The organism is Streptomyces sp. NPDC006544 (genome assembly GCF_040611715.1).
Lineage (GTDB): Bacteria > Actinomycetota > Actinomycetes > Streptomycetales > Streptomycetaceae > Streptomyces.
In genome coordinates, this window is the sequence record NZ_JBEXOV010000005.1 from 49,737 (window position 1) to 62,844 (window position 13,108).

Sequence of the window (13,108 nt, forward strand, 5' to 3'; positions counted from 1 at the left end):
CCCGACGGCCGCGCCACGGCCACCGAGACGAGCGCCAGCGGCGCGCCGACGACGCCGACATCATCCGACGGGGCGCACGCCGCCCACCTCCCTCGTGGATCCACGAGCCCGCCCACCTCCCCCGGGGCGCCCGTCCCGGCCGCGCCGGGGTTCCCGCCTCTGCCCTTCCCTCCGTCCGGTCCCGCCCGCGGCCCCTGCCCTGCCCGTACCTGTCCTGCCCGTACCCGCCCTGCCCGTACCCCTTCCCCCTTGGAGCAAGCCCATGGCCTCCGCCCCGCTGCCGCCCCCGGGCTGCCCCCACGCCGGACCCGCCCGCAGGACCGTCGCCAAGGCCGCGGCCCTCGCCGCCGCGGGCATCACCACGGGCCTCGCCCCGACGGCGTGGGCCGCACCGGCCCCGGCCGGCACGGTGGGAGCCGCCGCGTCGGCGGCGCCGGCCGCGGAACCCGTACGGGCCGCTCCCGCGGACCCCCTCCCGCTGCGCACCGACCGCCACAGCCAGGGCGACATCCTCGCCGGATTCCGCAAGGACCACGCCTGCCTGCTCCTCCTCCACTTCCGCGACGCCGCCAAGGCCCGCACATGGCTGACCCGCCTGCTGCCCTCGATCTCCACCACCGAGGAAGTGGCGCGGTTCAACAAGGCCTTCAGCAAGGCCCGTCGGCGCGCCGGCGGCACCGACCCCGAATCCATGTCCGGCCTGTGGACCGGACTGAGCCTCACCCATCCGGGCCTGCGCCTGTTCGCGGGCAAGGAGCCCTTCCCCGCCGCCCCGCCCGGATCCAGCGCCGAGGCCTTCACCCAGGGCTCGGCCGCCCGCGCGCGGCAACTCGGCGACACCGGCACCAGCGACCCGCAGTCCTGGCTGTTCGGCGCCGAGGAACCCGGGCGCGCGGTGCACGCCGTCCTCACGCTCGCCGCCGACGACCCCGAGCGCCTCGCCACCGCGGTGGCCGAACACCGCGACGGCGCGACCGGGGCCGGCGCGACGGTCCTCTTCCGGCAGGACGGCGCCACCCTCCCCGGCGCCCTGCGCGGACACGAGCACTTCGGGTTCGCCGACTGCATCAGCCAGCCCGGCGTACGGGGCTTCGACGAGCCCGACCCGGCCACCGGCAGCACCGTCCTCGGCAAACCGGGCACCCGGCTGATCCCCGCCGGCGAGTTCCTGGTGGGGCACGAACGGGTCGGACAGCGCCCCACCGCCCTGCCCGCCTGGGCCACCGGCGGGGCCTTCCAGGTCGTACGCCGCCTCGCGCAGGACGTGCCCGGCTGGTGGACCCAGGTCGCCCTGCGCCTCGCCGAACTCCAGCGCGCCGGCTCCGCGCCCGCCGACGCCGGACGGGAGTGGCTGGGGGCCCGGCTGATGGGCCGCTGGCCCGGCGGGATGCCCGTCGCGCTCTGCCCCGCCGCCGAACGGCTGCCACGGCCCGGCGAGCACCCCGACGCCGGGCTCGACTACGGCGCGGACCCGAACGGCTGGAAGATGCCGCTGTTCGCGCACATCCGCAAGGGCAACCCGCGCGGCGGCCTCGTCCTCACCCCGGGCCGTCCCCCGCTGGCCCAGGCGGAGCTCGACGGACGCCGCCTGATGCGACGCGGAATCCCGTTCGGTCCCGTCTACGACCCCGAACTCGGCCCCGACCACGGCCCGGAGGCCGCGCGAGGACTGCTCTTCGTCTGCCACCAGGCCGACCTGGTCGGGCAGTTCGAGCACGTGGCGCGCAAGTGGCTGAACGAGCCGGACTTCCCCCCCGGCCGCACCCCGCGCACCGGCGCCGACCCCGTCCTCGGACCGGACTCCCCCTGTGCCTTCGAAACCCCCTCGGAGAGCGGCGGCCGGGCCGACACCCTGTACTTCGGCCGGTACGTGCGCACGGAGGGCTCCGTCTACGCCTTCAGCCCGTCCCTTCCGGTCCTGCGCGCCCTGAGCGCCGGGCAACTCGACGACTCCATCGAATTCCACGCCGGTTCCGTCCTGCGCCCGGGCGACGTACTCGACGCGGGCACGGTCCGCCTGACCCTCGAGAGCGCCGGCGAGCTCGCCCTGCTCGACGGCGAGGGCCGTCGTACGTGGCACACCGACACCGGCGGCGCCGGGCACGACGCCGTGTTCACCGCGGACGGCGAACTGGTCCTGCGTACGGCACAGGGCCGCCCGGCCTGGTCCAGCGGCACCCCCGGCCATCCACGGGCGCGCCTCCTGCTGCGGCCCTCCGGGGAGTTGGCCGTCGTCGAGGGGGACCGGGTGCTGTGGAAGGCGTCCTCCTCGTAGGGTGACCGCATGGCGACCACGGCATCAGTGACAGGCGACACCCGGTTGATCTACGGCTGCATGGCTCTCGGCGGAAGCTGGGAGCCCGGCCCGCACGGGGCCGAGGACATCGACGCTGCCGAAGCTGCGATCGAGGCCGCCCTCGACAGCGGCATCACCATGTTCGATCACGCCGACATCTACCGGCACGGGAAGGCGGAAGCCGTCTTCGGCGAGGTCCTGGCCCGCACCCCCGGTCTGCGGGAGCGCATCACGCTCCAGACCAAGTGCGGGATCCGCCTCGCCGACGGCGACCGGCCCGGCATCTACGACCTGCGCGCCGCCACCATCACCCGCAAGGTCGAGGAGAGCCTCGCGCGGCTGCGCACCGACGTCATCGACGTCCTGCTCCTGCACCGGCCCGACCCCCTGGCCGATCCGCAGGAGACCGCCGGGGCCCTCACCTCGCTGCGGAGCCAGGGCCTCGTGAGGGAGTTCGGCGTCTCCAACATGAACGCCGCGCAGACCGCGCAGCTCCAGCGCCACCTCGACTTCCCGCTCGTCGCCAACCAGCTGGAGATGAGCCTGGACCGGCGGGACTGGCTCGAGGACGGGGTCCTCGTGAACACCCGGGCCGCGGCGGCCGTCGGCTTCCCGGCGGGCACCGTCGAGTACTGCGTGGCCAACGGGGTCCGCCTCCAGGCCTGGGGCGCCCTGGCCCAGGGCCGGTTCACCGGACGCCAGGAGACCGAAAGCGAGCACGCGACCGCCGAGCTCCTGCTCGCGCTCGCGAAGGCCAAGGACACGACACCCGAGACGATCCTGCTGTGGTGGCTGCAACGCCACCCGGCCCGCATCGCCCCCGTCCTCGGAACCGGCCGCCCGGAGCGCATCCGCGCCTGCCGCGACGCGGCCCTGCGCGCCCCCGACCTCAGCCACGAGGAGTGGTACTCCCTGTGGCTGACGGCCCGGGGCGAACGGCTGCCGTAGCGCGGACGGGACGGGACGGACCTGGTCCGACCCGCCTCGACCGGCAGGTCACGCAGCCAACATCAACCTCTCCTTCCGACCATGGAGTTCGCCGACATGCCGTTGCCGCGCATCGGAGTGGTCATCGTGACGATGGGCACGCGCCCCGTGGAGCTGCGGGCGCTGCTCGCCTCGGTGGAGCGGCAGGACGTGCCGGCGACGAGAGTGGTACTGGTCGGCAACGCGACGCCTCTCACCGCGTGCGACGTAGCGCCGAACGTGGTCAAGGTCCCGCTCGACGACAACCTGGGCTGTCCGGGGGGCCGCAACGTCGGCCTTCGGGAGCTCCGGGCCTCGGGTGACGTGGACGTCGTCATCGAGCTGGACGACGACGGCCTCCTCATCGCCGACGACGTGTTCCGCACGGTCCAGGAGCTGTTCGCCGCGGACGCCCGCCTCGGCATCACGGGGTTCCGGGTCGCCGACCCGCAGGGGCACACCGAGCGGCGCTGGGTGCCCAGGCTCCGTGCCGACGATCCCATGCGCCGTGGGCTCGTGACCGCGTTCCTCGGCGGGGGACACGCCTTCTCGATGCCCATGCTCGACGAGATCGGCCTGTGGCCGGCGGAGTTCTTCTTCGGGCACGAGGAGTCCGATCTGGCCTGGCGGGCGCTCGACGCGGGATGGAAGATCTTGTACGAACCGGAGCTCGTCCTCCAGCATCCGCGTACGTCGCCCGCCCGGCACGCGGTGCACTACCGGTTCACCGCCCGCAATCGGGTGTGGCTCGCCCGCCGCCGGCTCCCCGCCCCCCTGGTTCCGGTCTATCTCGGCGTGTGGATCTCGCTCACCCTGGCACGCATCCGCTCCGTGCCCGGACTGAAGGCGTGGTGCGGCGGCTTCGTCGAGGGGATGCGGACACCGTGCGGCCCGCGCGAACCGATGAAGTGGCGCACGGTGTGGCGCATGACCCGGCTGGGCCGGCCGCCGATCCTCTGACCTCCGCCGACCTCCGCCGACCTCCGCCGACCTCCGCCGACCTCCGGCGGCCCCTTCCCCCCGATCCCGCTCCTACGTCAGGGGACGCAGGCGCGACGGTCCGTGTGCCGAGGCGGACACCGCGGAGGGGGCCGGCGGCGCGAGCGGGGACTCGGCCGCGCGAGCCAGGGCGCTGCCCGCCCGCCACGTCGCCCAGTCCAGATTCCAGTCCCCGAAGCCGTTGTCGAACGGCGCCATCCGTTCGCCGCCGCTGTTCAGGACCTCCACCACGTCTCCCTCGCGCACCATGTCGAAGAACCAGGCCGCGTCGGCCGTACTCATGCCCGTGCAGCCGTGGCTGACGTTCTCCTCGCCCTGCGCCTCGACCGACCAGGGCGCCGCGTGCACGTACTCCCCGCTCCACGTCACGCGGGTCGCGTAGAAGACCGGGAGGTCGTAGAACTCGCTCGTGCCGCGCTTGATCCCCACGGTGTCCCCGCGCATCCGGACCTTGTACTCCTTGCCGAGGACGACCTTGACCCCGCTGCGCGTGAGGAAACCGGCCTTTCCGGTGGTCACCGGGATCGTCCGGACGACCTTGCCGTTGCGCCGTACGGTCATCTCGTGGGTGGCGGCGTCGGTGACCGCCTCGATCCGCTCCCCGACGGTGAACCGCAGGGACTCCGAAGGCCCGCCGTACTCCCCTTCCCCCACCTCGACCCCGTCGAGGCCGCTCAGTACGCGCACTTCGGCGTGGGCGGGCCAGTACGTACGCGGCCGGTAGTGCAGCGTCGAGTCGTCGACCCAGTGCCAGGACCCTTCGACCGCCGGTTCCGAAGTGACCTGCAGCGCCCGCTCGACCCGGGCCCGCGCGGCCGGGTCGCTGGCGGGTACGGGGTGACTGAGGGAGGCGGTGACGATCTGCCCGGCACCGTACGTGCCGGGCTTCGGACCGAACTCGGCGGTCAGCCTGCCGTCCTGTGTCGGGGGAGCCGTCCGGAACGCCATGGTCACACCGACCGGTGTGCCCGCGGCGTCCTGGGCGCCGACCCGGACGGTGTAGGACTCACCGGCCCGCAGCGGCTCGGTGTTGGCCCAGCGGTGCCCCTTGGCCCCCAGCACGCCGCCCACGTAGCGCCCGTGCCCGTCGTGGACGGTGACGTAGGTGAGCAGGCCCGGCCCGGCGAGGGTGATGACCAGGGGGCTGGCGGCGTCGGTGGGCAGCAGGACCGTGTGCGCGGACGTCCCGGCCGCACCGCGGGAGGAGGCGTCGCGCACCACCGAGCCGGCGCCGCGCGCGGTGGCCCGCACCAGCCGCTGCTCCAGTCCGCCGCACAGTTGGGCCCGGAAGGCCTCCACCGCGCACCGCTGGGCACCCTTGTCCACGACGCGGCCGACCAGCAGTTCCACGGAGGCCGTCGGGTCGGTGCCCGGTGATTGCCCGCCGTCCGGTGGGGGCGCGGCGGAGACGACGAGCAGCGCCCCCGCCGCCACCCCGGCCGCGGTCCAGGTCCTGCCCTGTCGCCGCATTCGTGCTCGCTTCGTCGACGGCATCTGCTCCACGTAGCTCTCCCAGTTCACCCACGGCCGGACGGCAGCATCAAAACGATTTCCGGGCGAGCGGATGATCATGAACTCGGCCGATGGGGCCGAACGGGCGCCGAAGAGAACTCGTACGGAGCACACCCGGCCCCTTCGCGGTGGCATCCGTCGTCCCTGCGGCCCACCCGTCCGGCCGGGGGCGTCCTCACCTTGCGACGCCCCCGGCCGGTACGCGTTCTCGGCCACGGACCGGCAGCCGGCACCGGATCACGTCCGCGGCGGTGACCCCTCGGCGCGGGCGATCTCCGCGTCCACCGCCGCCACGTCCGCGGCGCGGTGCACGAGGAGCAGCTGCTCCCGGTAGGCGAGCAGCGCGCCGACGAGGAGGTCGGTCCGGCCGGGCTCCATGGCACACATGCGGCGCGCGGCCTCGACGGACTCGACGTGCAGGGCGAGCACCGTCCGGGGCTGGTCCGCGCATTGACGGCTGTACTCCCACAGGGCCACCGCGAGGCGGGGCAGATAGGCGAGCGGACTCACGTGGACGAGAACCCGGTAGGCCGCGACTTCCTCCTTGACCGGCAGCGTTCCCGAACCGAGAAGAGCTACTCGTGCTCGCAGGACCGCGTCATGACTGATGTTCGGAGAGGAATTCATGACGCTGATTCTCAATTTCCAACAGCGCCCGGAACAAGGGAAATCGAGTGTGCCCTCCGTCCTACAAAAAGGCCGTCTGACCTGTCATGATGAGAACGTATTAACCTCCGGGCCGATAAAGAACAGCATCTGCGGCGGCCGTTCACGGCCCTCCCGCGGCATTCGAGAGCCCGAGCTGTGGGACATGCCGGCCGGGCGAGGTCCGCCGGCGCGGACCGGACCTCGGCCGGCCCTCCGTCAGGCGTCCTCGCGCAGGTGGTGCCACAGGAAGGTGTGGGTGAGCGCCTCGACCCGGGCGGCCTGCTCGTTGTCGGCGGAGCCGGCGTGGCCTCCGGCGGTGGTTTCGTGGAACAGGACCCGGTGCCCCAGCTCCCTGAGCCGGGCGGCCGCCTTGCGGGCGTGGCCGGGGTGGACGCGGTCGTCGCTGGTCGCGGTGATGATGAGGATCGGCGGGTAGGCGCGGTCGCCCCGGAACCCGTGGTACGGGGACAGGGCCTCGAGGTGGGGACGGTCGGCCGGGTCCTCCGGGTTGCCGTACTCCGCGGTCCACGACGCCCCCGCGAGCAGCAGGTGGAAGCGCAGGAGGTCCAGGAGCGGGAAGCCGATCACGACGGCGCCGAAGAGGTGGGGATAGCGGACGGTCACCGCGCCCATGAGCAGGCCGCCGTTGCTGCGTCCCTCGATGCCGAGCAGACCGGGGGTGGTGATCTTGAGGTCGACGAGGCGCCGGGCGACGGCGGCGAAGTCCTCGAAGGCACGTTCCCGGTCGGCCTTGAGGGCGGCGTGGTGCCAGCCCGGGCCGTACTCCCCGCCGCCGCGGATGCCCGCGACGACGTACGTGCCGCCCCGCGCGAGCCAGGCGCGCCCGGTGACCGCGTCGTAGCCCGGGGTCAGGGTGACCTCGAACCCGCCGTACCCGTACAGCAGCGTCGGCCCCGGTGCGTCCCGGTCGGGCCCGACCACGAAGAACGGCACGCGGGTGCCGTCCGCCGAGGTGGCGAAGTGCTGTCGTACGGACAGGCCTTCGGTGTCGAAGAGGGCGGACGCCTGTTTGACGGCCTCGGCGGCTCCGTCGGCCTCGCCCCGGAACAGGGTGGGCGGCTGGACGAATCCGCAGACGCCGAGGAAGTACTCGTCGCTCTCGTGGGGATCGGTTCCGTGGACCGTGGCGGTGGCCAGCGCGGGCACCTCCGCGAGGGGGCGGCGGGTCCAGGGGCCGTCGGAGGGGGTGAGCACCTCGACGCGGGTCGTGACGTGGTGGAGGCTCTTCACGATCAGGTGGTTGCGGGTCCAGTGGTGTCCCGCGAGCGCGGTCGCCGCGTCAGGGGTGAAGAGCACCGCGGCCGGCTCGCGCTCGCCGCCGAGGTAGGACTCGAAGTCGAAGGCCAGCAGGGAACCCGCCGGACGGCCCGCCCAGGGCGTCTTCGGGACGACCATCAGCCACTGCCGGTGCACGTACTTCTCGGCGTCGTCCGGCACGTCCACCTTCACCGGCCGCTCACCGTCCGCGAGGAGGAACAACTCCTGGTGCCAGAAGTCCCGTTGCAGGGAGACGAAGTGCCGGCCGTACCCCTCGGACGGATCGTGCCAGCCGTTCACGGACAGGTCCTCGGACGCCGCCTCGAAGACGAGTTCGGCGTCGGCGAGCGGGGTGCCGCGCCGCCAGCGCCGTACGGTGCGCGGGTAGCCGGAGGCGGTGAGCGACCCGGGGCCGAGGTCGGCGCCGACGTAGACGTGGTCGGCGTCGATCCAGCCGATGCTGGTCTTGGCCTCGGGCACCTGGAACCCGCCCTCGACGAACCGCAGGGTCTCCAGGTCGAACTCGCGCACCGTCACGGCGTCGGACCCGGCACGGGAGAGCAGCACCAGGGCGTGGCGGTGCCCGGGGCGCAGCACCTCGGCCCCGGCCCACACCCACTCCTCGCCCTCCGCCGCGGCCAGGGCGTCGAGGTCCAGCACGGTCTCCCAGGCCGGCCGGTCACGGCGGTACTCCTCCAGGGTCGTCCGGCGCCAGACGCCTCGGACGTGCGCGGCGTCCTGCCAGAAGTTGTACAGGTGCTTCCCGCGCCGCCGGACGTGGGGGATCCGCCCCGCGTCGTCCAGGACCTCCCGCAACTCCGCCGCCAGCGCCGCGAATCCGGGCGCCGTCGTGAGCCGCTCGGCGGTCTCGGCATTCCGCTCCCGCACCCAGGCGAGCGCTTCCTCGCCGTGCAGGTCTTCCAGCCACAGGCCGGGGTCAGGATCGATCATGCCCCCAGTGTGCCGAGCGGATCCACCCCACGGAGCCGTTCGCCCGCACTTCCCCCGGCGGACCCGGTCCCGACCTTGCGCACTCTTCCGACGGTGCGTCGGGTGCCCGAGCGGGCCCCGGCGCCTCCCGGGCCGACACCCGCGCCGGTGTCCGTGCCTACGTCAGGAGATCGCGTACCACTGGCTGGCCCAGCCGGTGTTGATCGTGCTGGTGGACTGCTCGGCGAGGTTCAGCGTGGCGGGCAGGGAGGTCTGGCCCGTCAGCACGGTGCTGTAGCGGAGGTTCGGCGGGGTCAGTCCCGCGTTCACCGAGATGCCGGCTCCCGTCGACTTGAAGGTGAGGGCGTTGGTGGCCCAGTTGCCGTTGAGCAGCAGGGCGACGAAGTAGGTGCCGGGGGCGGCGGTGAACGGCTTGGCGAGGGGCAGCGGCTTGGCGATCGCGTCGGTCATCAGCTGCGGTGAGATGTCCGCGGTGGACGCCAGCAGGGTGCCGTCCGCGCCGTACACGCCGAGGTAGCAGTGGGACAGCTGGGCGCTCGGGTCGATGCCGGCCAGCCCCAGCCAGATGTTGGCCCACGGTGTCTGCTCGCGCAGCACGATCCGCACCAGGGTGACGCGTCCCGCCACCCCGGCGGCGGACTGGGCGGTGACGTGGCCCGCGTCATTGGGGTCGCCGGTCCAGGCCAGCAGGTTCTGGTCCTGCGGCCGGGGGCCCTCGTACCCGGAACCGGCGCCGGGAACGGGCGTGGCCGTCGCGGCCGGCGGGGGAGCGGCCGCGCTCGTCCCGCCGCGCTGCGGGCTCCCTTCGGACGTGGTGCAGCCGGCCAGGACGAGCGACGCGGCGAGCGCGGCGGCGAGGCAGGTCGACACGGTGGTGGTGCGGGTGCGCATGGTCCCCCCATGAGGTGCGGATGTGCCAAAGGGGCCATGGTCACACGGGCCCGGTCCGCTCCTCGCGGGCGGCCTCCGGTCGAGCCGGGGGAGGGGGCGGGGCCGCGCCGGTGGGTGTCGGCCCGTCCCGGCCCCGCCGACGTCCGGCAGACCCCCGGTCCGGCACCCCGCCGGGCACCCGGTCGGCACCCTCGCCGGGCACCCGGCCCGCGTCCGCTGCCGTGAGATGCTGGAGACGTGACACTCGAGGACCTGGTAAGGCTGCGTCGCGCCCGTGACGTGATGGACCGCGACTACGCGCGGCCCTTGGACGTTCCCGCCCTGGCGGGCGTCGCCTTCATGTCGCCCGGACACTTCTCCCGCAGCTTCCGCGCGGCCTTCGGTGAGACTCCGTACAGCTACCTCATGACCCGCCGCGTCGAGCGGGCGAAAGCACTGCTCCGCCGGGGAGACCTGAGCGTGACCGAGGTCTGCTTCGCGGTCGGCTGTACCTCGCTCGGGTCGTTCAGCTCCCGTTTCACCGAGCTGGTCGGCGAGACCCCCAGCGCCTACCGCGCCCGCCGCCATGAGGCGGGGGCCGCCATCCCGGCGTGCGTGGCCAAGATCCTCACGCGGCCGGTCCGCAAGGGAGGGCCGAGCAGGACCGGAGAAGCGGAAACCGCCGCCGCGCCGTAGTTTCGAAGGCATGACCATCAAGCTTTCGCAGTGTTTCATCGCCGTCGACGACCACGACAAGGCGCTCGCCTTCTACCGCGATGCCCTCGGCATGGAGGTGCGCAACGACGTCGCCTTCGAGGGGATGCGCTGGGTGACCGTCGGCTCGCCCGAGCAGCCCGACGTGGAGATCGTCCTGGAGCCGCCGCTCGCCGACCCCAACGCCTCGCCGGCCGACCGGCAGGCCATGTCGGAACTGCTGGCCAAGGGCGTGCTGCGCGGCGTGATCTTCTCGACCGACGACGTCGACGCCACTTTCGAGCGCATCCGGGCGACCGGCGCCGACGTGCTGCAGGAGCCGGCCGACCAGCCGTACGGCGTCCGTGACTGCGCCTTCCGCGACCCGGCCGGCAACATGCTCCGCTTCAACCAGCCCCGCACGAGCTGACCCACGCGTACGGCCGGAGGGGGCGGGAAAGCCCGGCTCATCCCGCCCCTCCCGCCGTACCGGAGAATCCGACGCTCCGGCGCTACGCATCGATTGACCGGTCCCGCCCTCGGTGGGCCCGCCCACGGGGCACGCGCATGCTATTTTGTGAGCGATCGTTCAACTACGGAGGGAGCGTCGATGGGTCGTCGACAGGTCTGGGATCTGGAAGAGGTGCTGGCTTCCGCCATGCGGCTGTTCCGCCGTCGCGGATACCTCGGCGCCTCGCTGCGCGACCTCGAGGAAGCCACCGGGATGCACCCGGGCAGCCTGTACCGGACGTTCCAGAGCAAGGAGGGCCTGTTCAGCGCCGCGCTCGACGCCTACAACGAGCAGGTGGTCGAGGGCAGGGTCCGGATCCACCTGCGAGACACGCAGGACCCGGTGGCGGGCATCCGCTCCTTCTTCACCTCGGCCTTCGGCCAGAATCCCGGCCCGGAACCAGATCCGGGGTGCCTGCTCACCAACACCGCGGTGGAGTCGTTCACCGTTCCGCAGGCGGCGGCCGGCGTACGCCGGGGGCTGGAGACGATCGAGACGGGTTTCGCCGACGCGCTGACGCGCGCCCGCGCTCAGGAGCTCCTGCCGGCCGAACTCGACGTGGAGATGTCGGCCGTCCAGCTCCTGACCCTCTACCAGGGCCTCCTGGTCCTCGTCCGCTCCGGTGCACCCGTCGCCAAACTGCGCGCGGTCACGGACGGAGCCCTGGCCTCGATCGGCGCCGGGCAGGCCGAGACCGACAAGACCGACAAGATGAATGAGGAACAGTGATGAGTGACCAACAGCAGCTCTGGAACGACTACGCGGCGTGCTGGTCGGCCGACCCCGCGATACGGCTCACCGCACTCGGGGCGGTCGCGGTGGACGACGTCACCTACCGGGACCCGGGAACCGAGGTCGCCGGCCTGACCGAACTGGACGCGTACATGAACGGCTTCGCCGGAGCCTTCCCCGGACACCGCTTCCGCATCGACGAGGTCCTCGGCCACCACGGCCGGTCGCTGGCCCGGTGGACTCAAGTCGGCCCGGACGGCGAGGCCTTCATGACCGGCGTGAGCAGTGCGGTGCACCGCGACGACCGACTCGCCGACGTGACCGGTTTCTTCCTCCCCGCCTGAGCGGCACGGTCCTCGGACGCTGTACGCGGACTTGCTGGACCGGCAAGAGAAATGGCGGGGTCGGCCGGGGGCGCGCACGGTGTGCGCATGACTGAACAGCATGATTCCGAGGAACTCGACGTCCTGGTGGTGGGAGGGGGCGTCGCCGGGCTGTCCGGCGCGGTGACCTTGGCGCGGGCCCGTCGCTCCGTACTCGTCATCGACTCCGGGCACCCGCGCAACGCGGCCGCCGGAGCCGCGCACGGCCTGCTGTCCCGGGACGGCATCGCGCCGCTCGAGCTGCTGCGCCTCGGCCGGGAGGAGACCGTCGCGTACGGCGGACGGATCGTCCCCGGCCGGGCGGTCTCCGTACGGCGGGCGGAGGGCGGGTTCGTCGTCCGGACCGAGAGCGGTCGCACGTTCCGGACGCGGCGCCTGCTGGTGACGACGGGCCTCGTCGACGAGCTGCCGCCGGTGCCGGGCCTGCGCGAGCGCTGGGGGCGCGACGTGCTGCACTGCCCGTACTGCCACGGCTGGGAGGTCCGTGACGCGACGCTGGGCGTGCTCGGCGGCGGTCCGGTCTCCGTTCACCAGGCGCTGCTGTTCCGGCAGTGGTCGCCGCGGGTGACGTTGTTCCTGCACACCGGGGACGACCCGACCGAAGAACAGTGGGAGCGTCTGGCGGCACGCGGGATCGCGGTGGTCGACGGGGAGGTGACCGGCCTGGTCGTGGCGGAGGACCGCCTGGCCGGGGTCCGGCTGGCCTCGGGCCACCAGGTACCGGTGGAGGCCCTGGCGGTCGCACCCCGCTTCGCGGCACGCGGCGAACTGCTCGCCGGCCTCGGCCTCGACACGGTGGAGCACCCCACGGGAGTGGGGGAGTACGTGGCCTCGGACGGGAGCGGGCTGACCGAGGCGGCCGGAGTGTGGGTGGCGGGCAACGTCACGGATCTGACGGCGGGCCTCGCGGCCGCGCAGGCGGCAGGCGTGCGGGCCGCCGCGGCGATCAACGCGGACCTCGTCGACGCGGATGCCGAGGCGGCCGTGGCCGCCCGCGCCGCGTCGGCGGCCTCCACCGCCCAGGGCGTCTTCGATCCGGCCAGCGAGGCCGAGGTCTGCACGCGGATCCTGGGCGAGCGCCGGCACGGCCTCGAGTCGCTGCTGCGTCCGGAGCGCTCGGAACCTGCTGAGCGCCCGCGACATCCGGAGCGTCCGGAGAGCTCGGAGGGGCCCGCGATGCCGTAGCGGAGGTCGGCGGTGGACGGGCCGGACCCGCATGGGCCGGGTCCGGCCCCGCATGGACCGGGGTTGCGGCCCCGTCCATGCGGT

At 73.4% G+C, this 13,108-nt stretch carries 12 protein-coding genes; 8 read left to right on the top strand and 4 right to left on the bottom strand.

What is annotated here, in order from left to right:
- Positions 1 to 262 precede the first annotated feature (262 nt).
- The 3 genes from ABZY44_RS03820 to ABZY44_RS03830 all read left to right on the top strand — a co-directional run bounded on the left by ABZY44_RS03820 (position 263) and on the right by ABZY44_RS03830 (position 4,222).
- The gene (locus tag ABZY44_RS03820; protein WP_356649958.1) at positions 263 to 2,275 is read left to right on the top strand and encodes a peroxidase; all 2,013 of its coding nucleotides are present in this window, start codon (positions 263 to 265) and stop codon (positions 2,273 to 2,275) included.
- Between the two features lie 9 nt (positions 2,276 to 2,284).
- Positions 2,285 to 3,244 (top strand): aldo/keto reductase, encoded by a 960-nt coding sequence (locus ABZY44_RS03825; protein ID WP_356649959.1) that lies wholly within the window; start codon positions 2,285 to 2,287, stop codon positions 3,242 to 3,244.
- A gap of 96 nt (positions 3,245 to 3,340) precedes the next feature.
- Complete coding sequence (locus ABZY44_RS03830) at positions 3,341 to 4,222, top strand: glycosyltransferase (RefSeq protein ID WP_356650075.1); 882 nt, start codon at positions 3,341 to 3,343, stop codon at positions 4,220 to 4,222.
- A gap of 72 nt (positions 4,223 to 4,294) precedes the next feature.
- On the opposite strand, the gene ABZY44_RS03835 is transcribed toward ABZY44_RS03830, so the two are convergent.
- The 4 genes from ABZY44_RS03835 to ABZY44_RS03850 form a co-directional block, all read right to left on the bottom strand.
- On the bottom strand, positions 4,295 to 5,782 hold the full coding sequence (locus tag ABZY44_RS03835) for an Ig-like domain-containing protein (RefSeq protein WP_356649960.1): 1,488 nt from the start codon (positions 5,780 to 5,782) through the stop codon (positions 4,295 to 4,297).
- Between the two features lie 228 nt (positions 5,783 to 6,010).
- Positions 6,011 to 6,400 (bottom strand): hypothetical protein, encoded by a 390-nt coding sequence (locus ABZY44_RS03840; RefSeq protein WP_356649961.1) that lies wholly within the window; start codon positions 6,398 to 6,400, stop codon positions 6,011 to 6,013.
- Between the two features lie 237 nt (positions 6,401 to 6,637).
- The gene (locus tag ABZY44_RS03845; RefSeq protein WP_356649962.1) at positions 6,638 to 8,650 is read right to left on the bottom strand and encodes a prolyl oligopeptidase family serine peptidase; all 2,013 of its coding nucleotides are present in this window, start codon (positions 8,648 to 8,650) and stop codon (positions 6,638 to 6,640) included.
- A gap of 162 nt (positions 8,651 to 8,812) precedes the next feature.
- On the bottom strand, positions 8,813 to 9,541 hold the full coding sequence (locus tag ABZY44_RS03850) for a hypothetical protein (RefSeq protein WP_356649963.1): 729 nt from the start codon (positions 9,539 to 9,541) through the stop codon (positions 8,813 to 8,815).
- A 237-nt stretch (positions 9,542 to 9,778) separates the two neighbouring features.
- Here ABZY44_RS03850 and ABZY44_RS03855 point away from each other — a divergent pair, with 237 nt between their 5' ends.
- The 5 genes from ABZY44_RS03855 to ABZY44_RS03875 all read left to right on the top strand — a co-directional run bounded on the left by ABZY44_RS03855 (position 9,779) and on the right by ABZY44_RS03875 (position 13,024).
- Positions 9,779 to 10,216, top strand: coding sequence for a helix-turn-helix transcriptional regulator (locus ABZY44_RS03855; RefSeq protein WP_356649964.1), 438 nt, complete (start codon positions 9,779 to 9,781; stop codon positions 10,214 to 10,216).
- Between the two features lie 10 nt (positions 10,217 to 10,226).
- Positions 10,227 to 10,643 (top strand): VOC family protein, encoded by a 417-nt coding sequence (locus ABZY44_RS03860; protein WP_356649965.1) that lies wholly within the window; start codon positions 10,227 to 10,229, stop codon positions 10,641 to 10,643.
- A gap of 180 nt (positions 10,644 to 10,823) precedes the next feature.
- Entirely contained in the window at positions 10,824 to 11,453 is a 630-nt protein-coding gene (locus ABZY44_RS03865) for a TetR/AcrR family transcriptional regulator (RefSeq protein ID WP_356649966.1), read from the top strand.
- Positions 11,453 to 11,800, top strand: a complete 348-nt coding sequence (locus ABZY44_RS03870) for a nuclear transport factor 2 family protein (protein WP_356649967.1) — start codon at positions 11,453 to 11,455, stop codon at positions 11,798 to 11,800. The genes ABZY44_RS03865 and ABZY44_RS03870 overlap by 1 nt, the downstream gene beginning before the upstream one ends.
- A gap of 87 nt (positions 11,801 to 11,887) precedes the next feature.
- Positions 11,888 to 13,024, top strand: coding sequence for an NAD(P)/FAD-dependent oxidoreductase (locus tag ABZY44_RS03875; protein WP_356649968.1), 1,137 nt, complete (start codon positions 11,888 to 11,890; stop codon positions 13,022 to 13,024).
- The last annotated feature ends 84 nt before the right edge of the window (positions 13,025 to 13,108 follow it).

Excerpts from the sequence above, each read along its gene's own strand:
- ABZY44_RS03850 (WP_356649963.1), bottom strand. The coding sequence starts at position 9,541 with ATGCGCACCCGCACCACCACCGTGTCGACCTGCCTCGCCGCCGCGCTC.
- ABZY44_RS03830 (WP_356650075.1), top strand. The coding sequence starts at position 3,341 with ATGCCGTTGCCGCGCATCGGAGTGGTCATCGTGACGATGGGCACGCGC.
- ABZY44_RS03825 (WP_356649959.1), top strand. The coding sequence starts at position 2,285 with ATGGCGACCACGGCATCAGTGACAGGCGACACCCGGTTGATCTACGGC.
- ABZY44_RS03860 (WP_356649965.1), top strand. The coding sequence starts at position 10,227 with ATGACCATCAAGCTTTCGCAGTGTTTCATCGCCGTCGACGACCACGAC.
- ABZY44_RS03845 (WP_356649962.1), bottom strand. The coding sequence starts at position 8,650 with ATGATCGATCCTGACCCCGGCCTGTGGCTGGAAGACCTGCACGGCGAG.
- ABZY44_RS03875 (WP_356649968.1), top strand. The coding sequence starts at position 11,888 with ATGACTGAACAGCATGATTCCGAGGAACTCGACGTCCTGGTGGTGGGA.
- ABZY44_RS03870 (WP_356649967.1), top strand. The coding sequence starts at position 11,453 with ATGAGTGACCAACAGCAGCTCTGGAACGACTACGCGGCGTGCTGGTCG.
- ABZY44_RS03840 (WP_356649961.1), bottom strand. The coding sequence starts at position 6,400 with ATGAATTCCTCTCCGAACATCAGTCATGACGCGGTCCTGCGAGCACGA.
- ABZY44_RS03820 (WP_356649958.1), top strand. The coding sequence starts at position 263 with ATGGCCTCCGCCCCGCTGCCGCCCCCGGGCTGCCCCCACGCCGGACCC.
- ABZY44_RS03865 (WP_356649966.1), top strand. The coding sequence starts at position 10,824 with ATGGGTCGTCGACAGGTCTGGGATCTGGAAGAGGTGCTGGCTTCCGCC.